This is a genomic window from Flavonifractor sp. An112 (assembly GCF_904377885.1).
GTDB classification, from domain to species: Bacteria; Bacillota; Clostridia; order Oscillospirales; family Oscillospiraceae; genus Flavonifractor; species Flavonifractor avicola.
This window is the reverse complement of sequence record NZ_CAJFGT010000041.1, coordinates 1-23,155: the sequence shown is the minus strand read 5'-3', so window position 1 is coordinate 23,155 and position 23,155 is coordinate 1. Positions and strand designations below refer to the sequence as shown.

34 protein-coding genes and 1 pseudogene are annotated in these 23,155 nt (G+C 60.9%); all 35 read left to right on the top strand.

The window, feature by feature from the left end:
• Window positions 1–213: hypothetical protein (locus IHN22_RS07795; protein WP_300985963.1), on the top strand; the 213-nt coding region annotated here is incomplete at its 5' end.
• Complete coding sequence (locus IHN22_RS07790; RefSeq protein WP_191434603.1) at window positions 213–1,007, top strand: rolling circle replication-associated protein; 795 nt, start codon at window positions 213–215, stop codon at window positions 1,005–1,007. The genes IHN22_RS07795 and IHN22_RS07790, both read left to right, overlap by 1 nt.
• A 35-nt stretch (window positions 1,008–1,042) precedes the next feature.
• Window positions 1,043–1,243, top strand: a complete 201-nt coding sequence (locus IHN22_RS07785; RefSeq protein WP_191434602.1) for a cysteine-rich KTR domain-containing protein — start codon at window positions 1,043–1,045, stop codon at window positions 1,241–1,243.
• Window positions 1,244–1,307: 64 nt separating this feature from the next.
• Window positions 1,308–1,673, top strand: coding sequence for an HNH endonuclease (locus tag IHN22_RS07780; RefSeq protein ID WP_300985965.1), 366 nt, complete (start codon window positions 1,308–1,310; stop codon window positions 1,671–1,673).
• A gap of 216 nt (window positions 1,674–1,889) precedes the next feature.
• Entirely contained in the window at window positions 1,890–2,405 is a 516-nt protein-coding gene (locus tag IHN22_RS07775; RefSeq protein WP_191434597.1) for a P27 family phage terminase small subunit, read from the top strand.
• The gene (locus tag IHN22_RS07770; protein WP_207733075.1) at window positions 2,395–4,200 is read left to right on the top strand and encodes a terminase large subunit; all 1,806 of its coding nucleotides are present in this window, start codon (window positions 2,395–2,397) and stop codon (window positions 4,198–4,200) included. Before IHN22_RS07775 ends, IHN22_RS07770 begins: the two co-directional genes overlap by 11 nt.
• Window positions 4,201–4,209: 9 nt before the next feature.
• Window positions 4,210–4,431 (top strand): hypothetical protein, encoded by a 222-nt coding sequence (locus tag IHN22_RS07765; RefSeq protein WP_191434594.1) that lies wholly within the window; start codon window positions 4,210–4,212, stop codon window positions 4,429–4,431.
• Window positions 4,428–5,723, top strand: coding sequence for a phage portal protein (locus tag IHN22_RS07760; protein ID WP_191434592.1), 1,296 nt, complete (start codon window positions 4,428–4,430; stop codon window positions 5,721–5,723). Before IHN22_RS07765 ends, IHN22_RS07760 begins: the two co-directional genes overlap by 4 nt.
• Window position 5,724: 1 nt before the next feature.
• Window positions 5,725–6,387 (top strand): hypothetical protein, encoded by a 663-nt coding sequence (locus IHN22_RS07755; RefSeq protein ID WP_191434590.1) that lies wholly within the window; start codon window positions 5,725–5,727, stop codon window positions 6,385–6,387.
• A gap of 19 nt (window positions 6,388–6,406) precedes the next feature.
• Window positions 6,407–7,585 (top strand): phage major capsid protein, encoded by a 1,179-nt coding sequence (locus IHN22_RS07750; RefSeq protein WP_191434588.1) that lies wholly within the window; start codon window positions 6,407–6,409, stop codon window positions 7,583–7,585.
• A gap of 12 nt (window positions 7,586–7,597) precedes the next feature.
• Window positions 7,598–7,990 (top strand): SH3 domain-containing protein, encoded by a 393-nt coding sequence (locus IHN22_RS07745; RefSeq protein WP_191434587.1) that lies wholly within the window; start codon window positions 7,598–7,600, stop codon window positions 7,988–7,990.
• A gap of 2 nt (window positions 7,991–7,992) precedes the next feature.
• Complete coding sequence (locus tag IHN22_RS07740) at window positions 7,993–8,301, top strand: head-tail connector protein (RefSeq protein WP_191434585.1); 309 nt, start codon at window positions 7,993–7,995, stop codon at window positions 8,299–8,301.
• Between the two features lie 3 nt (window positions 8,302–8,304).
• Window positions 8,305–8,916: a hypothetical protein gene (locus IHN22_RS07735; RefSeq protein ID WP_191434583.1), complete on the top strand. Its 612-nt coding sequence runs from the start codon at window positions 8,305–8,307 to the stop codon at window positions 8,914–8,916.
• A 14-nt stretch (window positions 8,917–8,930) separates the two neighbouring features.
• Entirely contained in the window at window positions 8,931–9,407 is a 477-nt protein-coding gene (locus IHN22_RS07730) for a hypothetical protein (protein WP_191434581.1), read from the top strand.
• The gene (locus IHN22_RS07725) at window positions 9,404–9,910 is read left to right on the top strand and encodes a hypothetical protein (RefSeq protein WP_191434579.1); all 507 of its coding nucleotides are present in this window, start codon (window positions 9,404–9,406) and stop codon (window positions 9,908–9,910) included. Before IHN22_RS07730 ends, IHN22_RS07725 begins: the two co-directional genes overlap by 4 nt.
• An 18-nt stretch (window positions 9,911–9,928) precedes the next feature.
• Complete coding sequence (locus tag IHN22_RS07720) at window positions 9,929–11,026, top strand: phage tail sheath C-terminal domain-containing protein (RefSeq protein WP_191434577.1); 1,098 nt, start codon at window positions 9,929–9,931, stop codon at window positions 11,024–11,026.
• Between the two features lie 12 nt (window positions 11,027–11,038).
• Window positions 11,039–11,479, top strand: coding sequence for a phage tail tube protein (locus IHN22_RS07715; RefSeq protein ID WP_191434575.1), 441 nt, complete (start codon window positions 11,039–11,041; stop codon window positions 11,477–11,479).
• Between the two features lie 10 nt (window positions 11,480–11,489).
• Window positions 11,490–11,906, top strand: a complete 417-nt coding sequence (locus IHN22_RS07710) for a phage tail assembly chaperone (RefSeq protein ID WP_191434573.1) — start codon at window positions 11,490–11,492, stop codon at window positions 11,904–11,906.
• A gap of 148 nt (window positions 11,907–12,054) precedes the next feature.
• Complete coding sequence (locus IHN22_RS07705; RefSeq protein WP_191434571.1) at window positions 12,055–14,109, top strand: tape measure protein; 2,055 nt, start codon at window positions 12,055–12,057, stop codon at window positions 14,107–14,109.
• Window positions 14,106–14,876: a LysM peptidoglycan-binding domain-containing protein gene (locus IHN22_RS07700; protein WP_191434569.1), complete on the top strand. Its 771-nt coding sequence runs from the start codon at window positions 14,106–14,108 to the stop codon at window positions 14,874–14,876. The genes IHN22_RS07705 and IHN22_RS07700 overlap by 4 nt, the downstream gene beginning before the upstream one ends.
• 4 nt (window positions 14,877–14,880) lie before the next feature.
• Window positions 14,881–15,858 (top strand): XkdQ/YqbQ family protein, encoded by a 978-nt coding sequence (locus IHN22_RS07695; RefSeq protein WP_191434567.1) that lies wholly within the window; start codon window positions 14,881–14,883, stop codon window positions 15,856–15,858.
• Window positions 15,855–16,220: a DUF2577 family protein gene (locus IHN22_RS07690; RefSeq protein ID WP_191434565.1), complete on the top strand. Its 366-nt coding sequence runs from the start codon at window positions 15,855–15,857 to the stop codon at window positions 16,218–16,220. The genes IHN22_RS07695 and IHN22_RS07690 overlap by 4 nt, the downstream gene beginning before the upstream one ends.
• On the top strand, window positions 16,217–16,633 hold the full coding sequence (locus tag IHN22_RS07685; RefSeq protein ID WP_191434563.1) for a DUF2634 domain-containing protein: 417 nt from the start codon (window positions 16,217–16,219) through the stop codon (window positions 16,631–16,633). Before IHN22_RS07690 ends, IHN22_RS07685 begins: the two co-directional genes overlap by 4 nt.
• Window positions 16,626–17,723 (top strand): baseplate J/gp47 family protein, encoded by a 1,098-nt coding sequence (locus IHN22_RS07680; RefSeq protein ID WP_191434561.1) that lies wholly within the window; start codon window positions 16,626–16,628, stop codon window positions 17,721–17,723. Before IHN22_RS07685 ends, IHN22_RS07680 begins: the two co-directional genes overlap by 8 nt.
• Window positions 17,723–18,268: a putative phage tail protein gene (locus tag IHN22_RS07675; RefSeq protein WP_191434559.1), complete on the top strand. Its 546-nt coding sequence runs from the start codon at window positions 17,723–17,725 to the stop codon at window positions 18,266–18,268. Before IHN22_RS07680 ends, IHN22_RS07675 begins: the two co-directional genes overlap by 1 nt.
• Complete coding sequence (locus IHN22_RS07670) at window positions 18,265–18,735, top strand: hypothetical protein (RefSeq protein ID WP_191434557.1); 471 nt, start codon at window positions 18,265–18,267, stop codon at window positions 18,733–18,735. The genes IHN22_RS07675 and IHN22_RS07670 overlap by 4 nt, the downstream gene beginning before the upstream one ends.
• Before the next feature lie 9 nt (window positions 18,736–18,744).
• Entirely contained in the window at window positions 18,745–19,362 is a 618-nt protein-coding gene (locus tag IHN22_RS07665; protein ID WP_191434555.1) for a hypothetical protein, read from the top strand.
• A gap of 10 nt (window positions 19,363–19,372) precedes the next feature.
• Window positions 19,373–19,753: a hypothetical protein gene (locus IHN22_RS07660; RefSeq protein ID WP_191434553.1), complete on the top strand. Its 381-nt coding sequence runs from the start codon at window positions 19,373–19,375 to the stop codon at window positions 19,751–19,753.
• A gap of 138 nt (window positions 19,754–19,891) precedes the next feature.
• On the top strand, window positions 19,892–20,479 hold the full coding sequence (locus IHN22_RS07655) for a phage upper tail fiber protein (RefSeq protein ID WP_191434552.1): 588 nt from the start codon (window positions 19,892–19,894) through the stop codon (window positions 20,477–20,479).
• A 4-nt stretch (window positions 20,480–20,483) separates the two neighbouring features.
• Window positions 20,484–20,648 carry a hypothetical protein gene (locus tag IHN22_RS07650; protein WP_191434550.1) on the top strand — a complete coding sequence of 55 codons (165 nt, stop codon included), beginning with the start codon at window positions 20,484–20,486 and terminating at the stop codon, window positions 20,646–20,648.
• Window positions 20,627–21,289, top strand: a complete 663-nt coding sequence (locus IHN22_RS07645) for a hypothetical protein (protein ID WP_191434548.1) — start codon at window positions 20,627–20,629, stop codon at window positions 21,287–21,289. Before IHN22_RS07650 ends, IHN22_RS07645 begins: the two co-directional genes overlap by 22 nt.
• Window positions 21,289–21,663 carry a hypothetical protein gene (locus IHN22_RS07640; protein ID WP_191434546.1) on the top strand — a complete coding sequence of 125 codons (375 nt, stop codon included), beginning with the start codon at window positions 21,289–21,291 and terminating at the stop codon, window positions 21,661–21,663. Before IHN22_RS07645 ends, IHN22_RS07640 begins: the two co-directional genes overlap by 1 nt.
• Window positions 21,664–21,668: 5 nt before the next feature.
• Window positions 21,669–21,983, top strand: a complete 315-nt coding sequence (locus tag IHN22_RS07635; protein ID WP_191434544.1) for a hypothetical protein — start codon at window positions 21,669–21,671, stop codon at window positions 21,981–21,983.
• Window positions 21,984–22,025: 42 nt separating this feature from the next.
• A complete protein-coding gene (locus IHN22_RS07630; protein WP_191434542.1) occupies window positions 22,026–22,376 on the top strand; it encodes a hypothetical protein in 351 nt (116 codons plus the stop codon).
• An 89-nt stretch (window positions 22,377–22,465) separates the two neighbouring features.
• A pseudogene (locus IHN22_RS07625) lies at window positions 22,466–23,155 on the top strand (hypothetical protein); the annotation flags it as partial.

The window sequence follows — 23,155 nt, the reverse complement described above, 5'->3', positions numbered from 1 at the left end:
AGAAGGAAAATGAAAAACAAAAATTTGCGACGAATATCTGTGTTAGTGACGGCCCAGACTGCTGCCAACCTGGAGAAGTTGGCCCAGATGGACGGCCAGTCCAGCATCGGTCGGGTGATGGACAAGCTGGTACGGGATCGAATGATCTCCCTGCGCCAGCCGAAGGAAGTCTGGATGACGCACTATATCAATCGTTTCAAAGAGGTGCGGTGATGGCCAAACGGATTAAGACCATTACCGCCGGGCGGCTGGTGATCGTGGGCTGCTACACCATCCCAACACCACGCAGCTCGGACCGGGAGCGGCAGGCCCTGCGGGAGATCTCCTCCGCCGCCCAGGAACGGATGAACCTAAAGCGATCGTGGCAGAAGCTGGAGGTGGAGCTGGCCACCAACTTCACACACCGGGATCTCCATCTGGTTTTTACTTATGACGACGATCACCTGCCAAGAAATCGAGAAGAGGCCAGGAAATATCTGAAGAAAATGATTCGCCTGCTGCGGGCCCACCGGAAAGCCAGGGAACAGGAGACCAAGTACATCTATGTGACCGAGCAGATCAGCGCCGAAGGCGGACGGATCCACCACCATATGATCCTCAACGGCACCGGGGCGGACCTGGAGGTGCTCCGCTCCCTGTGGCCTTACGGAGAGGTGGAGCTGGAGACGCTGGACCTGTGGGGGGGCTACGAGGCCCTGGCAAAGTACCTGACCAAGGAGCCCCGGGAGTGCGGCAAGCCGGAGAGCGGCGCACGGACCTGGGCGTCCTCCATCGGGTTGAAGAAGCCCAAAGTGGAGAGTGAAATCGTCAAGGATAACATCACGGTAGCGGCGCCGCCGGGCGCTATCATCCTCAGCTCGCCGCCGCCGGTGGAGAACGAGTTCGGGGTATTTACCTATATCAAATACTATTTGCCAGTGAGAAAGGAGAGAAAAGGAACCAGGCCACCGCGCAAGCGACAACCAGATAGCCCTCGCGTCTTTATTCGGTCTGGAAACCAGGTGTAACAAGTAAAAAAGCCCATAGAAAGTGAGTGAAAAAGTTGAAAATAGAGCATGAGTGTGGTAAACTATCTACAAGGAACGGACGATACGTCTGTCCCAACTGCAAGCAGACCACCAACCAGAAGGCCGACCCGGAGACCCAGGCCAAGGGCCTGATCCTCTGGTGCAGGAACTGCAAGGCAGAGTACATCGTGAATATCGACTGTGGCCAGTGCTTCGTTGTAAGCCGGTGCCGATGACTTCCCAGGTGAGGGAGCGTCGGTGCCGGCTTTTTGTTTTGCCCGGAGGTGATAGCCCGTGGCCATGAAGCCGCTCCGACCATGCAGGCACCCGGGGTGCTCCGCCCTCACCCGGGAGGGTTACTGCCCCAAGCACAAGCCCAAACCGGCGGCCAGGAAAGCCTCGGCGGAGTGGCACGGCTGGTACAGTCTGTCCGTCTGGACCGACGACCTGCGGCCCACCCAGCTCCTGGCCGAGCCCTGGTGCCGGGAGTGTGCCAAGCGTGGTATCCGTACCCGGGCCACGGTGGTGGATCACGTGGAGCCCCACTGTGGGGACTGGGCCAGGTTCATCGACCGGTCCAATCTCCAGAGCCTGTGCAAGCATCATCACGACCAGAAGACCGCCCGGGAGCTGGCGGAAGAGCGTCGAAACAGCCGCCGAAACTGAGAGGCAGATCCTGCGGGAAGCTACGTCCGCGCCTGAGCGCGGGCGTGTGTGTCCGCGCGGGTGCGCCCGGGAGCAAGCCTACGGCTTGCCCACCCTCCCCCCGCCCTGAAAAAGTTTCTGGCGGGGGTGTGTAAGACCCCGCGGCCTCTCGAATGTGAGAAAATCTCCCCCATCAGGGTTTCGGCCCCGGTAGGCAGGGGACAGGAGGTGAGCATCATGCCGACGCCGTCCAAGGCGCTGGACAACATGAGCAAAAATCTGACCGAGGAGGAGCGGCAGCTCCGGGAGCAGGCCGAGGAGGGGGTGATCCCCGATCGGGGCCGGGAGAGCCGGATGGAGAAACCGGCCATCATGACCAAAAACGCTGCCGCTTCCCGCTACTGGCGGAAGGTGCTGGAGCGGATGGAGGGTCTAGTCATCCTGGACGACCTGGACAGTGACGCCCTGGGTGTCTACTGCGTCATGCTGGCCCGGTATGAGCAGCAGTGCAAGGTATTGGCCCAGGTGACCAAGGCGCTGAAGAGTGCCGGGGAGAATCCGGAAGCGGCGTCTGACGCTGTGGCCAAGCTGGACGCGGTGAGCGGTAAGATGCAGTCCCTGGAGCGGAACATCCTCCAGTACGCGGAGAAGCTGGGGCTCACCCCCTCCGGCCGGGTACGGCTGGCCCAGAAACGGGCCCAGGCAGCCGCTGAGGCCCGGGCCGATCCGGATGGTGATCTGTTTGGGGATTAGATGGCAGTCCGGCCTCCATCACGCCGTCTCGGTCTACGCCAAGCAGGTAACCCAGGGCCGCCTCCGGGATCAGTGCTGCAAGTATGAGATCCTGGCCTGCCAGCGACACCTGGACGACCTGAAGCGCCAGGGGACAGAGGACTTCCCCTATGTATTCGACTCTAGCCGGGCCGACCGGATCATCCGGTGGTTCGGCCAGTGCATCCAGGTGCGTGGCGTGGACGCCGGTAAGCCCATCCGGCTGGAGCCCTGGCAGGTGTTTGACCTGGGCTGTACCTACGGCTGGGCCCATAAGGACACCGGCGCCCGGCGGTTTACCCACACCTACAACAAGCGGGCCCGGGGCAACTACAAGTCCAGCGAGAAGTCCTGTCAGGGTCTATACCATATGTGCGGCGATGCCATCTATCCGCCTTATCATCCTGAGTTGGCCAGGTTCGAGCAGGAGCCTGAGGTGGAGTGCGCCGCCGTGGACCGGGGCCAGGCCATGCGGGTGCTGGGCGACGCCAAGAAGATCGCCCTTGCCAGCCCCAACATCGCCAAGCGGCTGCTCATTCCCCGGTCCAATCCCATCGTCCACCGCACCAGGGGCGGCTTTATGCGGGCGCTGTCCAAGGACACCAAGAACAAGGACAGCGGCGCTCCCACCTACTTCGTGGTGGATGAGTACCATGCCCACCCCAATTCAGAGATCTACGATCTGGGTACCAACTCCTTCGGCAAGCGGGCCCAGTCCCTGCTGGACGTGATTACCACTGCCGGCGACGATGCCGGCAGCAAGCCTTGCTATGAGGAGGAACTGTACGCCAAGCGGGTGCTGGAGGACCCCACGGTCATCGACGAGAGCTACTTTGTCATGATCCGGGAGCTGGACGAGGGGGACAACCCCCACAATGAGGGGGCCTGGGTCAAGCCAAACCCCTGTCTGCGGTATCCCAGCCCGTACAGTGAGATCCTGCTCAAGCAGATCCGGGACGAGCACAATGCGGCCTATGCGTCCAACGATCCCAACAAGATCCGCAAGTTTCTCACCCGCCGGATGTGCCTGTGGCAGGTGGGCAGCGTCAACCACTACCTGGATGAGAACTGTATGGCCAAGGCCAGGAAGGCCATGGTGCCCCGGGCGGAGTTTGCCGCCCTCACCGACGGTCTCCGCTGTCACTGTGGGTTTGACCTGGGCAAGCGGATTGACCTGTCCGGCGCGGCGGCGGTGTTCGACCTGCCGGACGGGCGCATCGGCATCAAAATGCACGGCTTCATACCGGAGAACGGGGCAGACCGCCATGAGAAGACCGACCGGGTGCCCTATAAGTTCTGGGCCCAGGGCGGCTACTGCACCCTGACCCCCGGCGATGTGACCGACAACAGCTATGTGTACAACTGGATCTGCCAGGGCGAGCGGGACCACGGCTGGAAGGTGGACGAGGTGGACTACGATGGCCACAACGCCACCGACCTGGCCATCCGCATGAATGAGGACCGGAACCGGGAGGACTTCTGCGTGGAGGTAGCCCAGACTTGCGCCGGGCAGAACCTGGCGGTGAAGACCTTCCGGGAGCTGCTCCTCCAGGACCGGGTGGTGCTGGAGGAGAGCCCGCTGGTGCTGTGGTGCCTCCAGAACGCCATCGAGATCCAAAACAACTACGGAGACCTGAAGTTGTCCAAGCGCCACAAGGACGACACCGAGCGCATCGACCCGGTGGCCGCAGCTATGAACGCGCTGGCCCGGGTGCTGGTGAAACGGAACGTAACGGATCTGAACACCGCCCTGGATCGGGGCAATTTCACGTTCTGAGGAGGAGCTATGGAACCAAACGAGATCAAGCAGAGAGACCGTCCCGGTATCCTGGCGCTGGCAGCCGGGGCCTGGGAGAAATGGGGGGCCGGGGCGCTGCTGTGCGGCGGGGCGATTGCCCTCACTGTGGGGGCGGCCCTCATCTATCCCCCCGCCGGATGGATCACGGGGGGCGTCCTGGCCATCCTTGGCGGCATCCTGGCGACCATCGGAGGAGGTGAGGGCAAGTGAGCATCCTGCGCGGTATTCGTAAGGCGGCAAGCGGCCCCGGCGCCGCTCTGGGCGGCGTGCTGACATCCTCCGCAGTCTACGGGCCGGACGGCTTCCTGGACGTGGAGAACATCAGCCTGAGCCGGGACCGGGCCATGAAGCTGTCCACGGTGAACCGGTGCGTGGAGGTGCGCAGCTGCACCATTGCGGCCCTGCCGGTCTATCTCATGCGGGAGTCCACCAAGGAGCGCCTGCGGGACCACCGGCTGGCGGGGGTGCTGTGGGGACGGCCCAATGAGGCCATGACCCGATTCGACTATGAGCGGCTGATGCAGGTCAATTTGGACCTGCGGGGCAACGCCTATGCCTGGATCAACCGCGACAACAGAACGGGGTACCCGGTGGAGCTGATTCCCCTGCAGCCCGACCATGTGACCCCATACGTGGCTCTGGACAGCTCCCTCTGGTACATCTACACCAACCCCAGGACCGGGCAGATGTTCCGCCTGTCGCCCGCCGATGTGCTCCACTACAAGGCCTACTCCCTGGACGGCATCGAGGGCATCTCCATCCTGCACAGGGCGGCCCTGACTATCCAGACCGGCCTGGCGGCCCAGGAATATCAGATGGCCATGTACCGCAACGGAGGGCGGCCCTCCGGCGTGCTGACCACCGATACCGATATCGGCGGAGAAGTGACGGTCACAAGGAGCGACGGCTCCACCGAGAAAATCGGAAAAAAGGAACTCATCCGCCGGGAGTGGGAGAAGATCCACAACGGTCCGGGCAATGGGTTCCGGGTAGCCGTTATGGACAACGGGCTCAAGTATCAGGCCCTTTCCGTCAGCAACTCCGACGCCCAGTTCGTGGAGAGCGAGGACATCCGGGTGGCCGATGTGTGCAGGTTCTTCGGTACGCCCCTGCACATGGTGTATGCCGGCAAGCAGGCCTATTCCTCCAACGAACAGAATGCCATTGAGTTCACCCGCTTCACCCTCCAGCCCCTGGTCATCCAGCGGGAGCAGGAGGACAGCTACAAGCTGCTGCTTCCCCGGGAGCGGGCCGACGGGCTGCGCATCCGGCGGGAGCTGAAGGGTCTGCTGCGGGGCGACACGGCGGCCCAGACCGCGCTGTACAAGGGGATGCGGGAGGCAGGCGTATACAGCGTCAATGACATCCGTGCCCTGGAAGATCTGCCGGACGTGCCCGGTGGGGACAGCCGGTATGCCAGCTGGAACTATGGCCCTCTGGCAAACTGGGATGCACTGAGTATCATTCGGGCCTTGGGCGGACAGGCCCCGGAAGGAGAATGAGATGGAAACCATTGTGAAAACGCCGCTGACCCCGTCGGATCTGGATGCCATCAACGCTTTGGCCAAGGCTCAGCTGACGGAGGATCAGATCTACACCTTTGCGGTGCGGCTGTGCGACAACGAGGTGGACCGGGACTATGAGCGGTTCCCCCGGGCCAGCCTGGTGGAGTTGGCCAGGCTCTTCGTGGGCAAAAGCGGCATCTTTGACCATCAATGGTCGGCCCAGGGGCAGACCGCCCGGCTCTACCGGACCGAGGTGGTGGAGGAGCCCGGTCAGACCACAGAGGCGGGGGACTCCGCCTGCTGGCTGAAGGGCTATGCCTACATGGTGCGCACCGAGGCCAATCGGGACCTGATCGCTGAGATCGAGGGCGGCATCAAGAAGGAGATCAGCGTGGGCTGCGCCGTGAATCGCTCCACCTGCTCCATCTGCGGGAGCGTGGCGGGCAGCTGCGGCCACCGGCGGGGACAGGTCTATGACGGGCAGCTGTGCTTCTTCAACCTGGAGGAGCCTGCCGACGCCTATGAGTGGTCCTTTGTGGCGGTACCTGCCCAGCGGAAGGCCGGCGTGGTCAAGGCTCTGCGCCAGCCCCAGGAATCAGATAAAGCCCAATTGATCCAGCAGGCCAGGGCCCGGCTGGAATTGGAGAAAGCAAGATTTTGAGGATATGGAGGGAATCTACATGAAAATTGACAAGCAGAAGCTGTACACCCTGAAGGATGCCCGCAACCAGGTGCTGGAGGCGGCGGACGCCGCCCTGGATGCCGGGAACATGGAGGAGTATGAGGCCAAGCTGGCCGAGGTCAAGGGCTATAACGCCCAGATCGAGAGCGTGGAGAAGCTGCTCCGGGAGCAGGAGCGGTTCGCCGGCCAGGAGCCCCCCGCCGGCAATCCCGGCCTGGAGCGGGAGGGGCAGGAGGACGGCTACGCCAAGGCGGTGAAGCGCTTTGCCGACGCCGCCCGCAGCGGCTTCCGGGTGGCCAAGGCCGCCGGAGACATGATGCAGGAGGGCGTGGATGCCGACGGCGGCTACACCGTGCCCCAGGACATCGTCACCCGCATCATCAACCTGCGGGACAGCAAGGAGAGCCTGCTCAGCGAGGTGCGGGTGATCCCCGTGACCACCAAGTCCGGCCGCCGTACCCTGAAGAAGCGGGGCCAGCACACCGGCTTTGCCACCGTGGCCGAGGCGGCCAAGTACGGCAAGGCGGCCACCCCTCAGTTCACCACCGTCAGCTATGACATCGAGAAGCGGGGCGGCTACCTGCCCGTCACCAACGAGCTGATGGAGGACAGCGACAACAACATCGCCGCTGTGGCCGAGGAGTGGCTGGGGGACGAGGCCCGGGTCACCGCCAACAAGGAGATCATGACCATCGTGGCCACCAATGCCTCCACCGATCTCACCGACCTGGACGGCATCCTGAAGGCCTGGGTGGGCCTGGGCTCCACCTTCCGGGCCACCAGCAAGCTGCTCACCAACGACGACGGCCTGCTCTGGCTGGGCACCCTGAAGGACGCAAACGGCCGGCAGCTGTTGACGCCCAATCCCGCTGAGCCCAAGCAGCTTCAGCTGTGTGTTGGCCCCTATATCCTGCCGGTCAAGACCTACGACAACGATACCATGCCCAGCACCGGCACCAAGATCCCCATGATCCTGGGTGACCTGATGGAAGGCATCGCCTACTGGGACCGCCGCCAGTTCACCATCAAGGTCAGCGACGTGGCTTCCGTGGGCGAGCTCAACGCCTTTGAGCAGGATCTGACCATCTGGCGGGGCAGCCTGCGGGACGACTGTACCTCCTGGGACACTGAGGCCTGGGTAAACGGGTACATCGACACCGCCGCCGCGGCCGGTTAAGGAGGGGTTGTCATGAGCACCGAGAAGAAAGTGGCTAGTGAGGTTGCAGAGGAGGCCGTCAATCCGGTTCTGGAGCAAGTTGTGCAGCCCGATCTGACTGCGGAGGAAACTGCACAAGAGGAACCCAAGGCTGAGGTCAACAAGAAAGCGGCAGCGGAAGCCCAGCCGGATGAGGATTCCTTTTGTACTGTCCAGATGTGCCGGGTAGCGTTTTGCAGCAGCTTGAACCTGCGCAAGGGCCCCGGCATGCATGCGCTGGTACTCCAGGTTCTCCCGGCGGGGACGCAGCTCCAGATTGAGCCTCTGGAATGGGTGACTGATGGAACCGGCGTGTGGTACCCCGCCACCGTGGATGGGGTAACTGGCTTTGTGAACGGTCAGTATCTGGCACCTGCTGAGGTGTGACTATGTCCATGACCGATGAGCGGCGGGCCGGGCTGCTGGCCTATTGCCGCATTGAGGAGCCGACGGCGGAGGAGCTGCTCACCCTGGAGACCCTGTACGATGCTGCGGTGGGCTACCTGGAGGGGGCTGGGATCTCCCAGCCCCCGGAAGGCACGCCCCGGCGGGCCCAGTATGACCTGGCGGTCAACTTCATGGTGCTGCGGGACTTCGACCTGCGGGACGCCGAGGTGGCGGGGGCCATCCAGGATAACCCCGCCTTCCGGCGGCTCATTACCCAGCTCAAGCTGACCGAGCCCAGAGAGGGGGCCTGACCCATGTCATACATCGGAGCGGGCAAGCTGGACCAGCACCTGGAGGTGCTGGAGCTGCGGGAGGCTTCCACCGGGCTGTGGGAGTGGGTGGCCCTCCGCCGGGCCTGGGGTCAGGTGGAGCAGACCGCCAAGACCAACCTCTTCAGCAAGGTGGGGGTGGGGGCCAGGGACGCCGCCATTGTGCTGCGCACCCAGCCCCTCACCCTCCACAACGCCCTGCGGTGGAAGGGGCAGCACCTGTTCCTCACCTCCATCACCCGCCGGGACCGCAACCACCTGGACGTGGCAGCGGCCCTGGTGGAACCGGTGACCTGCACTGCGCAGGGATACACCACCAGGGTGGGTGAGGGAAACAGGCCCCAGAAGGTGGAGACGGACCCGGTGACCTTTCCGGGCGTGCTTACAGAAAAATATGTGAAGTACGAAAAAGAGGACACCTTCGCCAAGGCCCGCCGCGGCCTGGTGCTGGTGACCTCCAAGCCTATCCAACTGCGGGAGGGCGACCTGGTGACAGTCCAGGCCGGACCGGCAGCTGCTGTGTACAACGTCCAGGTGTGCCATGTGCTGGACGCATACAAGAATGAATATGAGATGGAGTTCAGCCGGGATGTGTGAGAGGAGGCCTGGAAGTGCCTAGTGTACAGATGGATGGACTGGACAAGATCCTAGCCGACTGGGATGCTTTGCAGCGCGAATTCCCCACCATGAAGCGTGAAGTCCTGAAAGAATTGAGCTTGCAGATGCTTTCCAATGTACAGGGAGAGATCCCTGGAACAGGTACGGTTCGCGGGTGGCAGGAACGGTATATCGGCTCCAAAAGCGGCTATGTGGCGGTCCGCCCCAAGGCCAAGACCTACAAGACAACCCCAGGTGGCAAGAAATATGCCGTGGGCTATGTGACCAACGCCATTGAGGGCGGCCACAAGCACCGGCGGCCCAGCCAGCAGAAACGGGACGGGTACAAATACCGGGCGCGGATCAACGTTCCGGCGGTGCCTGGCCTGCACTTTTACGCATCGGTCCGCAGTCAGCTCTCCGGAATGGGTGCGGAGCAGCTGCAGGCACTGGCCGCTGAGGTGGCAGCCAGACTGGAGGGGAGAGCATGATAACCAGCATTGACGTTTGCAATGCGATTGCGGATGTGATCGCCAAGCTGTGGCCGGACCGGATGATCTACCGGGATTTTTGCCCAGTGGATCACCACCGGCCCAGCTGCTACCTGCACCTGACCTCCAGCGAGATGACGCCAGCCAACATCTCAATGGTCCAATGGGAGATGGAGGCCGAGCTGGAGTTATTTTGCTCCACAGATGCGTATGACATCAGCTCCACCGAGGCGCTGAGACAGGATCAGGAGGCAGTGCTGCTGGCCTTCGCGTCCCCATCTATACAGGTGGGAGAGCGGTGGATCTCCCTGACGGCAAAAGGGGATGGCATGGATATGGGCAGCGCCTTTGTCACATTCTCCGCCGCCTGGATGGATGAGCGGCCGGGCTATCATGATCCGGATGACATGACAGATCCTGTGAGCAGCGCAGTGCCAAAGATGGAGCATATCGAGTACAGCAGAACTTTTTCCGCTCAGTCCCCGGACGAGCGGACAATCTAATATACGAGGTGAGATATTATGGCAACTACAAACGGCCTGCCCGTGTTGAAGATCGCCTTTGAAAAGGCGGCGGCAGAGGTGGCCAACCGGAGCAAAAAGGGCAACGTGGCTATTTTTGTGCGGGACGCCGCCAGTCAGGGTGTCCATCAGCTGATGTCCACGGCCATGATCCCGTCTGGCCTTGGCAGTGATAATAAGGCGCACGTCATGACGGCCTTTGAGGGCAGCGACCGGGGTGTGCCCAGCCTGGTGTATCTGGTGGTCATCGCCCCCGGCACCGAGGACACCACCGCACTGGAGGCCGGACTCAAGAGCATCGAGGCCTTTTCTATCGATTATCTGGCGGGTCCGCCCGACGTGACCGACGATGAGATGGAGGTGCTTGCAGAGTGGGTTAAGGCCCAGCGGGCCATTTACCGCCCTGTTAAGCTGGTGAAACCATGGAAGACTGCCGGAAGCGACGATATGGGCATCATCGAGCTGGACGAGACCGGGATGATGAATGCAGCCGGCGGGGTGACGGCAGCGGAGTACTGCGCCAGAATGGCCGGTATCCTGGCCGGTATCCCTATGGGTATGAGCGCCACCTATGCTGCATTGCCCGAGTTAACCGCCGTTACTGCCCGCACCACAGAGGAGCAGACGGCGGCCATCCAGGCTGGCAAGCTGATCCTGATCCACGATGGTCTCCAGGCCAAAATCGCCCGGGCAGTCAATTCCCTGATCACCATCCCTGAGAATGGAAAGGAGGACTGGAGCCGTATCAAAATCGTGGAGGGGATGGACCTGATCTCCTACTACCTGCGCACCACCATTGAGAATGAGTATCTGGGCCGGTATCCCAATACCTACGATAATAAGCAGATCCTGGTCACCGCGATTTCGGACTATTTCCGTTACCTGGAGCGGGCTGGCGTCCTCTCTGCTGGGGAGAGCTATGCCGAGGTGGACTACGAGCGGCAGCTGCTGTGGCTGACCAGTCAGGGGGTGGATACCTCCGGCATGACCCGAAAGGAGGTCCTGGAGTATCAGACCGGGTCCTGGGTATTTATCCGGTGCGGCGGCCGCCTGGTAGACGCTATGGAGGACTTCGAGGTCCTGTTCAATAACCTGTGAGGAGGAACGATCATGGCAAGATCCAATATGACGGCCAAGCGGGTGCCCAATGGTACATACGGGACCGTGTGGCTGGACGGTGACCGACTGGCCGAGTGCTATGGGTGCCAGGGTAAGGTAGCCATCAACAGCGAGAAGCTGGCTCTGTGCGGCGAGTTTATGACCCAGACCAAGGCTACCGGAGGTGAGGGCACAGGCTCTTTGATGCTCTATAAGGTGGACAGTGGGATGCTGATCCGGATGCAGTCCATCCAGGACGGCCAGATCCCCGAGATGACGGTCATCTCCAAGCTGGCAGACCCGGACAGCGCCGGCGCGGAGCGCATCGCCTACTACGGTGTGCAGTTCACCGACCTGACCCTGGCAGATTGGCAGGCAGCGACAGCCGGTAAGATCACAGCGCCGTTTACCTTTACCCGGTTTGAGCTGCTGGACGTGATCCCGGTGGAATGAGGAGGAAACTATGGAGAGCAAGGAAAAATCTATCGCCCGGTCTTTGCTGGATATCCCTGTGACGGAGCCTGAGACGGCTGTGGTCCAGGTAACCCGCCTGGGCCTGTCCATTACCCTGAGGGAGATCCCCTACAACAAACTGACTGCCCTGCGGGGCACGGAGGACGCGGATCTCCACTATATGCTGGCCAGCTGCGTCAGCCCCAATTTCAAGGACAAGGCATGGTATCAGGATCACATGGGATGTCCCACGCCGGTGGACGCACTGAAAAAGCTGCTGAGACCCGGCGAGGTGCGGGCTATCCTGCGCCGGTGCGACACGCTCAACGGTTATGGTCCGGGCGCTGTGATCACCCTGGAGGAGGAGCCGGATGTGCTGCAGGATATGGCCGTGGGCGCCGCCCTGGAGGACCTGGAAAAAAACTAACCCATGACACAGAGCTGGCAGCGGCTCAGCGGCTGCTGATCCGGCACGGCATTTTCCCCGGGGCGTTCTTCCGCCTTCCCCCCGGGGAGCGTGCTGTGATCTGTGCCATGATGATCGACTATGAGAGGCGGAGGGAGGAGGGACCATAATGCCTACAGACGCCAGCATCGCTATGAGCGTGAAAGATAATCTATCATCCGCTATCGTTGGAATGAAGAACTCCATGACCAACTTCCGTTCCGATGTCACCGCCCTCCAGGGCGAACTGGACCGGCTGAATGCCACCCGGGTGCAGATGAGGGTGGACCTGACAGGAGCAAAGCGGGAGGCCCAGCAGGCGCAGAAGGCCTTTGAAGAGCTGGGAGACAGCGCCACAGAGGCTGAACGACAGGCGGCTGAGGCGGACTGGAAGAAGGCAGAGGAGAACCTGGAGAACATTCGCCAGCAGTATGACCTGGTGGGCCGTCAGGTCCGTCAGACAACCCGTGATATGGAGGCTGCGACCGGAGCAATCAGCAAGGCGGACAACCGGGCAGGCAGTGCAGGAGGCGGGAAAGGCATCCTGTCTGCTCTGGGTCAGGCAGGAGCCTGGTCCATGTTGGGAGATGTGGCCAGCCAGTGGGCTGGTACCCTGGTTGGCTCCACCTTCGGCAGCGATGTGGGAAGCCTGTTTTCCAGTGCCCTGGGTGGCGCCGGCAGCGGTGCGGCTATTGGATCTATGATAGCACCTGGCGTCGGAACGGCAATTGGTGCTGCTCTGGGCGGCCTGGTGGGGCTGGTCGGCGGAGGTGCTCAGATTTATGAGCAGCAGGACGATGCGTTTAAAGAGTATTACCAGCAGCTTTATGAGCAGGGGCAGCAGCAGGAGCAGGAGAGCCTGACCAGCGGATCTGCCACTGCATCTCAGCGGGAGCTGGATGAGATCGCCTTTAACCGCCTGTTGGGCCAGGGAACCGGCAGCAAGTATTTATCCGACCTGCGGGTCATGGCGGCTGCTACGCCTATGGAGTACAGCGATCTGACCAACATGAGCCGGGCTTTGGCCACCGGCTTCGGGGATAGCCCGGAGCGGATGCTGGACTTGATGGAAGCCATAGGCGACGCCGGCAGTGCCGTCGGTGTCACTGCCGAGGATATGACCATGATGGCCCAGGCCATGAGCCGGATGCAGGGTTCCGGCAAGGCCAGTCTGGAGTACCTGAATATTCTCCAGGAGCGCGGTGTCAATGTCATCGGTATGCTGGCAGAGGCCTACGGCAAGAGCCAGGGCGAAATCTACGACATGATTTCCAAGGGTGAGATCATGGGGCAGGATGCCGTGGACACTATCCAGTCCGGTATGGAGTCCATGTATGGCGGGGCCATGGAGACCATGGCCCAGACCTTTGAGGGCCTGACCTCCACCCTGTCTGATGCCATGACCGAGATCGATGCTGCCCGGGGCCAGGGGTACAACGAGACCCGGGCAAGCGGTCTCCAGCAGGAGATCGACGCCTACGGTGGCTTGTTGGGTGAGGCGGTATCTAACCTCAACACCATTGCCGGACAAAACCAGGCCTATTTGGACAATCTGTCCGATCAGTATACCCGCGAGGCACTCAGCGCGGTTCTGCTTGGGCAGGAGACCACACCGGGCCTTTTTGATGATAAGACAGTAGCCGAGCTGAGAGAAATGCGAGGAGACTTCATCAAGGCATCCGCCGACTATGAAAACGGCAGCCAGGAGGCCGGACTCAAGATGGACAACCTCCGCATGGAGGCGGAGGCCTTGGCTACTACGGCCTATGAAAGCAGCGAAGCGTATCAGCTTGTTCATGACAGCGAGCTGGATTTGATCGGTGCGATCCGGGAGAATACAGCAGCACTGAATGGCTGGCGGAACAATTATGACACCCAGCAGGAGTTCAGCAAGGGGCAGGGGACCAGTACACAGGATGACCTGCCCGGCGGAACATGGGGCTGGTGGAGGAAGAACGCTTATGGCCTGGACCGTGTGCCCTACGACGATTTTCCTGCCCTTCTCCATGAGGGCGAGCGGGTGCTCACCGCCCGGGAGGCTCGGGAGGCTGACAGCAAGCCGGGCCGCAGTATCTCCATCACAATTACCGGCAACCAGTTTGGCGCGGGGGTGTCTGCTGAGGAGATCGCTCAACGGCTGGCGGACCAGATCGAGCTGAAATTCGCGGCGGGGGTGTTGTCATGAGACGGATCATATCCTTTTTGGAGCCGTCCGCCGGCAAGGAGCTGATCCTGCCGGTGACGCCGCCCTCTTACGACTGGACCCACGGCAGCCGGGTGGAGACCATCCAGCTGGACCAGCTGGGGGAAATCAACCTCCCCGGCGGCCGCCTGATGGGCAGCTGCACCCTGTCGGAAGTGCTGTTTCCGGCCAGGCTGTACTCCTTCTGCAACCCCGGCGCCGTGGCCAATCCCTATGTGTACCTGGAGCAGCTGGAGCGGTGGAGCGACAGCCGCAAGCCGGTGCGCTGGATCGTGTCGGGGACGCCTACCAATGCCCTGGTGCTGCTGGAGAGCGTGACCTATGGCGAGCGGGACGGCACCAACGATGTCTATGCCTCCATCTCTCTGCGGCAGTATACGGCGCCGGAGACGCCGGTACTGGCCATCTCCGGCGGCGATGCCCAGACGTCCAGGGACGCCGGTACAGGCGCGGCCTCCACCCGGACCTACACCGTCCAGGCGGGAGACACCCTCTCGGGGATCTGCCGTAAATTTTACGGGGACAGCAGCCTGGCCTACCGGCTGGCCGCCGCCAACAGCAAGATCATCAAGAATCCCAATCTGATCTATCCCGGGCAGGTGCTCACCATCCCGCCCAAGGACCAGCTGCCGGCGGCCATGCAGGTGAGCGCCAGCGTCAAGACCGCCAAAGCCACAAAGACGGTCTACAGCAAGGAGGATAAAATCTGGAAGGTGCAGCTTGCCAAAGAGCAGGCAGCTATGAGGTGACGGTATGGACTATGAGCTGGTCCTGACGGCCCCCAGCGGGACCTCCAGAGACGTGACGCAGCTGGTCCAGACCGTCACCTGGAGCGGATCGGACAGCCAGACCGCCCGGGAGCTGTCGGCCTCACTGGCGGTGCCCAGAGACGGCAGCGTGGCCCCTCCGGAACTGGTAGAGGGCGCTCAGCTGATCTTCCGGCGGGAGGGGATCCAGCTCTTTGCCGGGCCGCTGCTCTCCGCCACCACCAGCTCCCAGTCCTCTGTGGTGGATCTGTCCGCCCTGGATCGGGGGCGGTACCTGGTGAAAAATGAGGGCTGGTACCAATTTGCAAACGCAGCGCCGGAGACCGCCGTGGCTGCTATCTGTCGGGACTACAACATCCCGGTGGCAAGCCTGGCCAGGACGGGGTTGACCGTGTCACGCAAGTTCCCTGGCATAGCGCTGGACAAGATCATCAAGTCCCTGTATGCCCTGGCTGCCCAGAAAAACGGGAAGCGCTATCTGGCCCGGTTTACCGGTGCGGGTGCGCTGGAGGTGCTGGAGAAGCCCAGCGCCGCCACACTGGACATCAAGAGCACCATGGGGGTCACCAATACATGGGACATCTCCAACCTGCAAAACAGCGTGGCCATCCGCACCGATACCGGCGCCCTGGTACGCCGGGTGGAGGACAAGGACTCGATCGGCCTTAACGGCCGGTTGGAGCACGTCCTGATCCAAAAGGACGGGGAGGATGCCGGGGCGGAGGCCAAGGCCTGGCTGGAGGACCACGGCCTCCAGCAGAACCTGACGGTGGAGACGCTGGGGGATATCCGGCTGATCTCCGGCAATGCCGTCAAGCTGCGGGATACCGGCAGCGGGGTGACCGGCCTGTTCTGGATCGAGAGCGACACCCATACCTGGAAGAACGGCCAGTATTACTGCAAGGCCAAGCTGAATTTCCGCAATCTGGCGGACGATACCATCTCGGGGAGTGAGCTCAAGTGAACACATTTGAAGAAAACGCCGGGCGGATCGCCCGGAGCATGGGGGCGGCTGCCAGACAGGTGGCCGACCCCTCCCCGGTTTTGATTGGGGAGGTGGTCAGCGCCGCTCCGCTGAGGGTCCGGTTGGACGGGCTGGACGTAGGGGCGGAGTCCCTGCGGATCAATGCGGCGCTGCTGGCCGGGTATGATCCAGGCCTGTCCGGCACACTGGCCGGCACGGGCTCCATGGGCCCTGTGACCACGGAGGTCAAACCGGGGGATCTGAGCCGGGAAAAGGATGCCTTACAGGCGGGGGACAGCGTGGCGGTGCTGTCCACGGACCGGCAGACCTACTACATCCTCTGTAAGGTGGTGGCGCCATGACGCTTTTCCCCATGTTTTCCACACCGGTGGCTGGTGGGAGTGTGGATCTGCCCCTCTACACCGACGTGGCCATGGACTATGACGCCGGGACGCCCCGATGGGAGAGCGGCCAGCCGGTGGTGGTCACCGGCCTGGAGGCGGTGAAAAGCTGGGCCTGGCGGGCTGTTTCCACCGCCCGCTATCAATGGGCGGCCTTCTCCTGGTCCTACGGCTGCGAGCTGGAGGCCCTGGTGGGCCAGCCCTACCAGGCGGATACCAAAATCAGCGAGGCCACCCGATACCTGCAGGACGCCCTGCTGGTATCTCCCTATATCACCGCTGTAGACGTGACGGAGGCATCCTTTGATGGCTCCACGTTCCATATGAGGGTGGAACTCGCCACGGTCTACGGAAAGGGGGATTTCTATGTTTGAGGACCGCACCCAGGAGCAGATCAAGGCTGAGATGCTGGCCGACATCGACCAGGAGACCGGCCTGTCCTCCATGGCGGGCAGTTATGCCGACGCCACTGTGGGGGCGGCGGCACGGCAGATCAGCGAGTTTTACCAGGCTCTTCCCGCCGTGGTGTCCATGCTCTTTGTGGACGAAACCAGCGGTGGATATATCGATCTGGTGGGAGAGGCCTACTTTGACATCACCCGCCGGCCCGGGACCCGCGCCCGGTGTGACATCACGCTAACCGGTACGGCCGGTACAGTGATCCCGGCGGGCACGCTGTTTCTGACGGCCACAGGACTCCAGTTTGCCCTGGTAGATGAGGTCACGCTCCCGGCCGGTGGGACAGCAACGGGAATCCTGGAGGCTGTACAGGAGGGGACTGCCTACAATGTGGGCCCAGGCGCTATTGTCAGTATGTTTGTCAATCTGCCCGGCCTGGCCTCCTATACCAATGAGCAGGCCGACGGCGGCACCGACACCGAGAGCGACGCCGCTCTGCTCCAGCGCATCCAGGAGCGCCGGCAGAAGCCGATTAACGGCGCCAACGGCTGGCAGTACCGGGCGTGGGCGCTGAGCGTCCCGGGCGTAGGGAACGCCAAGGTGGTGGAGCTGGCGGAGGGCCCCGGCACTGTGGGGGTGACTCTGGTGGATTCCACCATGGATCCCGCCTCTCCGGAGATCGTGAGCGCCTGTCAGACCCTGATTGACGCCCAGCGGCCCGTGGGGGCCACAGCCCTGGTGTCGGCGCCCACCGCCGTTGAGATCGATGTGACGGCGGTGGTGGTCATCTCCTCCGCTACCACGCCGGAGACCGTCAAGGCGGAGCTGGGAAAGCGGCTGGGGGCTTACCTGACTGATGTGATCCGCTCCAAATACGATGTGATCTATTACGGGCCGGGAGAGGACAAGGCATATACGGTGATCTATAACCGCATTCTGGCGCTGCTGCTCACCATTGAGGGCGTGGAGAACGCCACTACCCTGACGGTCAACGGAGGCACGGCCGATGTGGAGATCCAGCCGGACGAGGCCCCAACGGCGGGCACGGTGGAGGTGACCACTTGATGGATCGCTATGATTTGGCGCTCCAGCTGCCGGCCCTGTATCGCAGCATTCCTTTTACGGAGCTCCAGCGTGTGCTGGGTGAGATGTGCCGACGAGCGGGGCAGGATCTGGACTTCACCCTTGCGCAGCTGTGGCCCCAGACAGCCAGCGGATGGGGCCTGGAGCTGTGGGAAACGGCCTACGGTATCCCGATAGATCTGTCCAAGGATGAGGCATTCCGGCGCACCCGGGTAATCTCCAAGCTGCGTGGACAGGGGACGCCCACGGTGGAACTGATCCAGGCGGTGGCGGCGGCCTTTGTAAACGGACAGGTGGAGGTGGTGGAGCACAGTGACGAGTATTATTTTGTGATCAAGTTCGTCTCTGTGATGGGCATCCCGCCTAACATTGACGACCTTACCGCCGCCATCAATGAGATCAAGCCGGCGCATCTCAGCTTTGTGTTTGAGTATTTATACCGGCTGTGGAGGGACTTAAAGTCCTACACCTGGAGAGAATTGTCCCGGAAAACTTGGAAAGATGCGAGGGAGGCCAGCTTACCATGACAGAAACTACCAATTATAAGCTGAAAAAGCCCGGCTACGAGGATTATGTGGACATTGACGCCCTGAACGGGAATGCCGATATCATCGATACGGAACTCAAAAACCTAAATGATGGTAAGGCTGCGGCAAGACATAAACATACTACCGATGATATTTCCAGCGGAACTTTCCCAGTGGGGCGAGGAGGCACAGGAAAAGAGACACTGCCATCCGGAGAAGCGCTGATTGGGAACGGAGCAGGTGCGGTATCCAGCCGGCCCATTACAAATCTAATGGGCACGGCACAATCCCTCAACCCGAACACGAATTTGATTACCGCCAATACGCTGCGTTATGTCATTAACCGTGCGGAATCTGTCGCTGCCGCAAACACATCATACACCACACTGATGGCGAGGGGATCAAGTCTACACAATACGGAGGCGTCTCCGTCTGTAAATGGCGCTATCGCATGGCAATATGAATGAGGTGATGATATGGCCGGAAGCACAAAAATAGATGGAACCATTTACGCTGTTTCCGGTGGAAAGACGAGGGTCTCCGGAACAATATATGACATCGCTGGCGGGAAAACGAAGATAAACGCATCTATTTATGAGATCTCATTTGGTCCAGATCCGTTGCAAATTTATTCTGTGGGAGATACAGAGTTAAAAAATGGGGCAAGTGTTGTAATTGACAATGACTGCACCTTCACCGGCGACGGAATTAAGATGCGTTCCAAATATGGATCTGCGACAACTTATATCGGCGTGAGGCTTCCCAAAGAAGCTATGCTCCGGTATCGTAAGTTAGTATTTTCGCTGCTGTATGTAGATGCTGGGACTCCACAAGATGCACGCGTAGGCTGGGGAAATGGTAATTATGCTTTTAATATGGCCTACTATCCACCGTCGTCTTACGCAAACTATGGAACAACAAAATATCAGGAAGTCAACTATATTGGCGCAATGGCGGAACGGGAATTTATTCTTGATATATCGGAAATAGCTGGAATTGAAGAAATTCAATTTGGAGTAAAATTTCAAGGTTCCGGAGTTGACGGTAGCAGGGATAAGACCTACGCGTTGATAAAAGATATTCATCTGGAATAAGGAGGTAGTCATGACTGAGGTCAAAGTTGCGGGCCATCTTTATCCTGCCACTATAGCAGGAAAGGTATCAGATCGGGAATGGGGTGGAAGAGAGAGTAAATCCATCACAATGGTCGAAGATTATGCCACAGTAGAAGGCCTTTTTCACGACGGAGTTGCTTGGAGCATTGTGGAGACGAGTTCTGTGCCGGTTTTTGATGAATCTGGTAATGCTGTTCTTGATGAATCAGGAGAACCAGCTTTTCGGAAGGTTACTGCGGAATACGACAACAGCCAGTTCTCCATGATTGGTGACATTACTGTACATCAGGACGGTTCTTGCACTGTTAAGATGGGCAAAGAAACGGATGTCGAGAAATTGCTGGTTTTACTTTATGGAGGCGACAAGTGATGTATGAAATTATGGCAGACCTGTACCGAAGAGGCCGGGTCACTGCGGAAGGAATCCACAGAGCCGTTGTGGACGGGGTAATTACTGAAAAGGAGGCTTCTGCTATCTTGAATCCGGTGGACAGTCAGGAGGAGTGAGATGATACTGTTTCAGGACTGGACCATCCAGGCTGAGGGACAGGTGCTGGCCCGGCAATACGACAACCTGACCCGTGAGCTGCGGGTTGAGGGCCTGATTCCGGAGGGCTGGATCTGGGACCTGCTGGTGCAGGCTGGGGAGCAGCTGGATGTGATCCGCCTGACACCGGGGGATAGGGTGTTGTCCGTTACGCTGACGGCTGAAATGCTGGCCCTGTCCGGGTTCTATATGCTCCAGCTGCGGGGCACCCAGGGGGATAAGGTGCGGCACACCAATATCATCCGTGTCTTTGTGCCGGAGAGCCTGTCCGGAAACGCCAAGTGGCCGGAACTGCCTACGGAATTCGCACAGGCGGAGGCAAATATCCGGGAGCTCAACGCCCACCCGCCTGTTCCGGGTGGGGACGGCTTCTGGCAGCTGTGGGATCTGGAGACGGATCAGTATCTCCCGTCAGAACTGCCCCTGCCCTCCGGCGGGGCCGGCAATGTATCATCCCAGGAGATCAATACCATCCGGGTACTGAGCCGTGAGGAGTATGATGCCCTCCCGGAGAAATCGTCCAAAACCCTCTATCTGATCATGGGGTGAGGCAATGAAAATCGGTGAAAAGGAAGTGGAGGGGCTCTTTGTAGGCCGTATGGGTATCAAAACGGCCTGTCTTGGGGAAATGTCCATCTATGAGAGGCCGGGTGGATACATTTATCTGGAACTGAAAGATGAAAAGGAGATGGAAGAATGGCAAGCTACTTCAACCTGACGCTGGACACCCTGGCGCCCAGCGGCCTGACGCTCAGCATCAACGACGGTGCGCTGTACGCCACGAAAACGACGGTCAAGCTGACCATCGGGGTATCGGACGAGCCGACCACCGGGTATCAAATGAAGATCTGGGGCATCAGCGGCGTGGACGATGAGGTGTCCGCCAGTTGGGAGACCTTTGCGGCGGAAAAGACGGTGGAGCTGACGGCGGGCGACGGACTGAAAACGGTACATATCAAGGTGCGGGACGACGTGGGCAACGAGTCCGCCGAGGTGTCCGACGACATCACCCTCAACACGGCGGTGCCTGCGGTCACCATCACCGGTCCCGACAAGACCAAGATCTCCAAGATCAGCGGCTTCGACAAGGCCAAGATCAGCTTTACCGTGGATGTGGACTTTGAGGAGTACAAGGTGTGCGTGGTGCCCCAGACCTCCAGCACCCAGGACGCGGGTACGGTCATTCCCACCGACGGCGGCTCTGTCAACACCTCCGGCTCTGATGGTGACTATCCCAAGACCACGCCCATTGAGGTCACCATCACCGGTACCGACCTGGCCACTGCCTCCGCCGGCGACGGCGTGAAGATCGTCAAGGTCTTTGTCCGCAACGCCGCCGGCACCTGGAGCGTGGCCTGATGGGGGCGCCTGGGCTGACCTTTTCCATCAGCCGGGACAAGCTGTCCGCACAGCCGGGCTTTGACGCTATTACGGTCCGCTTTACGGCGGACCGGGCCTGCGCGGCCTTTGAGTGCCGGGCCACCAAGGAGGGGGAGGACTACGGGGTGGGGAAGGGCGTGCTGGTGGCGTCCTTCTCCGCCACCCCGGCGGGCGTCCAGCGGACCTTTGAGGTCTATGATGAGTTCCTGGTCCGGGGAGACGGGCAGTACCGCATCTCCCTCTATGCCCAAGGCGAGGACGGCAGCTGGAACGACAACCACCGCTATCTTCCGGTGGGGAGCGATTCCTATCTCACTGCGGATGGGGAGACCTATCTCTGCATGAGGGGGTGAACGAGATGGGAGAGGGCTATAACGGCGCCTTTACCGGCCCCCAGATCGACGAGGCAATCGGGAAGGCGCTGCGGAGCGGGACCAGGACAGTATCCTTCACCAGCGGGCAGTGGGTCGGAAATGTGCTCCACATCGCCGCCTCCAGCCACGGCCTGAGCGGAGACAACTTTGGCTATGTGCTGAGTCAACAGGTGTCCGGCGTGCTAAAGAGCGCCACTTGGGCTGTTGCAGGTACTAGTGTAGCGTTTGAGGCCGAATCAGGAGATGTGGTGCTCACCGGCGTCACGGCCTTTGACGGCGCCATTACCTTCTTCGGCTGACCGTGAGATCGGCGGAAGGCGTGAAATGAAAGGAGAATGAGGATGAAAACAAACCTGAATGAACTGGTGGTAGCCATCTACGCCCGCGGGGCCATGGACCAGCGGGAGACCGGCGTATCGGACCTGGGTGTGGCGGCGGCCAAGATCCGCAGCAACATCCGCCATGGCAAGGCCGTGGATCCCGTGACCGGCATTCCCGCCAAGTACATCCCGGATTTTGCCGTCCTGCACGGCTATGAGGAGCGCGTGGGGGAGGATCCCTTTGCCGCTGAGTGGACGGCCATGAACCAGCGGCGGCAAGCGCTGTATACCGACCTGTGCAAGCTGTGGGAAGCCGGTGACTATGACGGCATGGTGCGGCTCATGAACAATTATGAAGGTGATCACCAGTGAGATTGATTGCTGATCTTCCAATCACGACTATTGATTGTATTGAGATCTTCGTCAACAAATTCCGCTACAATATCTCACAGGTGGCCGCCATGGCTCAAGCCAGGCGGCCGGACCGCAAAGTCTATGTGGTCACTGGCGGTATGTGGAACCGGGATGGCTCCGCCTGCCCGCTGCTGAAGGCAGACGGCGTATGGATCTCCCCCAAGCCGTGGAGTTCCTACGGCTATGCCTGGGACAGCGGCCCCGATATCATGCTGACCCTGGACCGGGACGCCAGGGGCAACTTCTGGTCCACCACCTGCCTGATCGGGCCCAATGGCCCTGTGGAAAAGCCCAGCTATGATAAGGCGGGACAGGGCGGAAAACGGGGAAGGGCCGGTATTGGCACAAAGCCCGGCTATCTGCGGCTGTACGCCTCCCAGGACGGCACGGCGGATGCCCGCACCCCGGAGGCGCTGCGGGACGACATGGCTGCCGACGGCTGCACCTCCTTCGTCATGGGAGATGGCGGCGGGTCTGCCCAGTGCTGGTTTGACGGCCAGACCATCAAGGGGGATGGCCGGAAATGCCATAATTACATCATCGTATATGTGAAGAAAGAACCGGCGGAGACGCCGCCTGACAAGGAGGACAAGCCTTTGAGCAAGCCTATTGTATGCCTGGACCCGGGCCACGGACCGGGGTGCGCCAACGGTTCCCCGGACGGAAGCTACAGGGAATGCGAGTTTACCTGGGATCTGTACACCCGCCTGCGGCCCCTGCTGGAGGCCCAGGGAATT

What these genes read in the sequence shown, in the direction of transcription:
- IHN22_RS07685 (WP_191434563.1), top strand. Translation starts at nt 16,217, where the DNA reads ATGACGCTTTTCCCCATGTTTTCCACACCGGTGGCTGGTGGGAGTGTG.
- IHN22_RS07750 (WP_191434588.1), top strand. Translation starts at nt 6,407, where the DNA reads ATGAAAATTGACAAGCAGAAGCTGTACACCCTGAAGGATGCCCGCAAC.
- IHN22_RS07630 (WP_191434542.1), top strand. Translation starts at nt 22,026, where the DNA reads ATGAAAACAAACCTGAATGAACTGGTGGTAGCCATCTACGCCCGCGGG.
- IHN22_RS07675 (WP_191434559.1), top strand. Translation starts at nt 17,723, where the DNA reads ATGGATCGCTATGATTTGGCGCTCCAGCTGCCGGCCCTGTATCGCAGC.
- IHN22_RS07765 (WP_191434594.1), top strand. Translation starts at nt 4,210, where the DNA reads ATGGAACCAAACGAGATCAAGCAGAGAGACCGTCCCGGTATCCTGGCG.
- IHN22_RS07670 (WP_191434557.1), top strand. Translation starts at nt 18,265, where the DNA reads ATGACAGAAACTACCAATTATAAGCTGAAAAAGCCCGGCTACGAGGAT.
- IHN22_RS07780 (WP_300985965.1), top strand. Translation starts at nt 1,308, where the DNA reads ATGAAGCCGCTCCGACCATGCAGGCACCCGGGGTGCTCCGCCCTCACC.
- IHN22_RS07745 (WP_191434587.1), top strand. Translation starts at nt 7,598, where the DNA reads ATGAGCACCGAGAAGAAAGTGGCTAGTGAGGTTGCAGAGGAGGCCGTC.
- IHN22_RS07755 (WP_191434590.1), top strand. Translation starts at nt 5,725, where the DNA reads ATGGAAACCATTGTGAAAACGCCGCTGACCCCGTCGGATCTGGATGCC.
- IHN22_RS07655 (WP_191434552.1), top strand. Translation starts at nt 19,892, where the DNA reads ATGATACTGTTTCAGGACTGGACCATCCAGGCTGAGGGACAGGTGCTG.
- IHN22_RS07700 (WP_191434569.1), top strand. Translation starts at nt 14,106, where the DNA reads ATGAGACGGATCATATCCTTTTTGGAGCCGTCCGCCGGCAAGGAGCTG.
- IHN22_RS07680 (WP_191434561.1), top strand. Translation starts at nt 16,626, where the DNA reads ATGTTTGAGGACCGCACCCAGGAGCAGATCAAGGCTGAGATGCTGGCC.
- IHN22_RS07790 (WP_191434603.1), top strand. Translation starts at nt 213, where the DNA reads ATGGCCAAACGGATTAAGACCATTACCGCCGGGCGGCTGGTGATCGTG.
- IHN22_RS07635 (WP_191434544.1), top strand. Translation starts at nt 21,669, where the DNA reads ATGGGAGAGGGCTATAACGGCGCCTTTACCGGCCCCCAGATCGACGAG.
- IHN22_RS07640 (WP_191434546.1), top strand. Translation starts at nt 21,289, where the DNA reads ATGGGGGCGCCTGGGCTGACCTTTTCCATCAGCCGGGACAAGCTGTCC.
- IHN22_RS07735 (WP_191434583.1), top strand. Translation starts at nt 8,305, where the DNA reads ATGTCATACATCGGAGCGGGCAAGCTGGACCAGCACCTGGAGGTGCTG.
- IHN22_RS07720 (WP_191434577.1), top strand. Translation starts at nt 9,929, where the DNA reads ATGGCAACTACAAACGGCCTGCCCGTGTTGAAGATCGCCTTTGAAAAG.
- IHN22_RS07665 (WP_191434555.1), top strand. Translation starts at nt 18,745, where the DNA reads ATGGCCGGAAGCACAAAAATAGATGGAACCATTTACGCTGTTTCCGGT.
- IHN22_RS07705 (WP_191434571.1), top strand. Translation starts at nt 12,055, where the DNA reads ATGCCTACAGACGCCAGCATCGCTATGAGCGTGAAAGATAATCTATCA.
- IHN22_RS07645 (WP_191434548.1), top strand. Translation starts at nt 20,627, where the DNA reads ATGGCAAGCTACTTCAACCTGACGCTGGACACCCTGGCGCCCAGCGGC.
- IHN22_RS07715 (WP_191434575.1), top strand. Translation starts at nt 11,039, where the DNA reads ATGGCAAGATCCAATATGACGGCCAAGCGGGTGCCCAATGGTACATAC.
- IHN22_RS07660 (WP_191434553.1), top strand. Translation starts at nt 19,373, where the DNA reads ATGACTGAGGTCAAAGTTGCGGGCCATCTTTATCCTGCCACTATAGCA.
- IHN22_RS07740 (WP_191434585.1), top strand. Translation starts at nt 7,993, where the DNA reads ATGTCCATGACCGATGAGCGGCGGGCCGGGCTGCTGGCCTATTGCCGC.
- IHN22_RS07710 (WP_191434573.1), top strand. Translation starts at nt 11,490, where the DNA reads ATGGAGAGCAAGGAAAAATCTATCGCCCGGTCTTTGCTGGATATCCCT.
- IHN22_RS07775 (WP_191434597.1), top strand. Translation starts at nt 1,890, where the DNA reads ATGCCGACGCCGTCCAAGGCGCTGGACAACATGAGCAAAAATCTGACC.
- IHN22_RS07725 (WP_191434579.1), top strand. Translation starts at nt 9,404, where the DNA reads ATGATAACCAGCATTGACGTTTGCAATGCGATTGCGGATGTGATCGCC.
- IHN22_RS07650 (WP_191434550.1), top strand. Translation starts at nt 20,484, where the DNA reads ATGAAAATCGGTGAAAAGGAAGTGGAGGGGCTCTTTGTAGGCCGTATG.
- IHN22_RS07695 (WP_191434567.1), top strand. Translation starts at nt 14,881, where the DNA reads ATGGACTATGAGCTGGTCCTGACGGCCCCCAGCGGGACCTCCAGAGAC.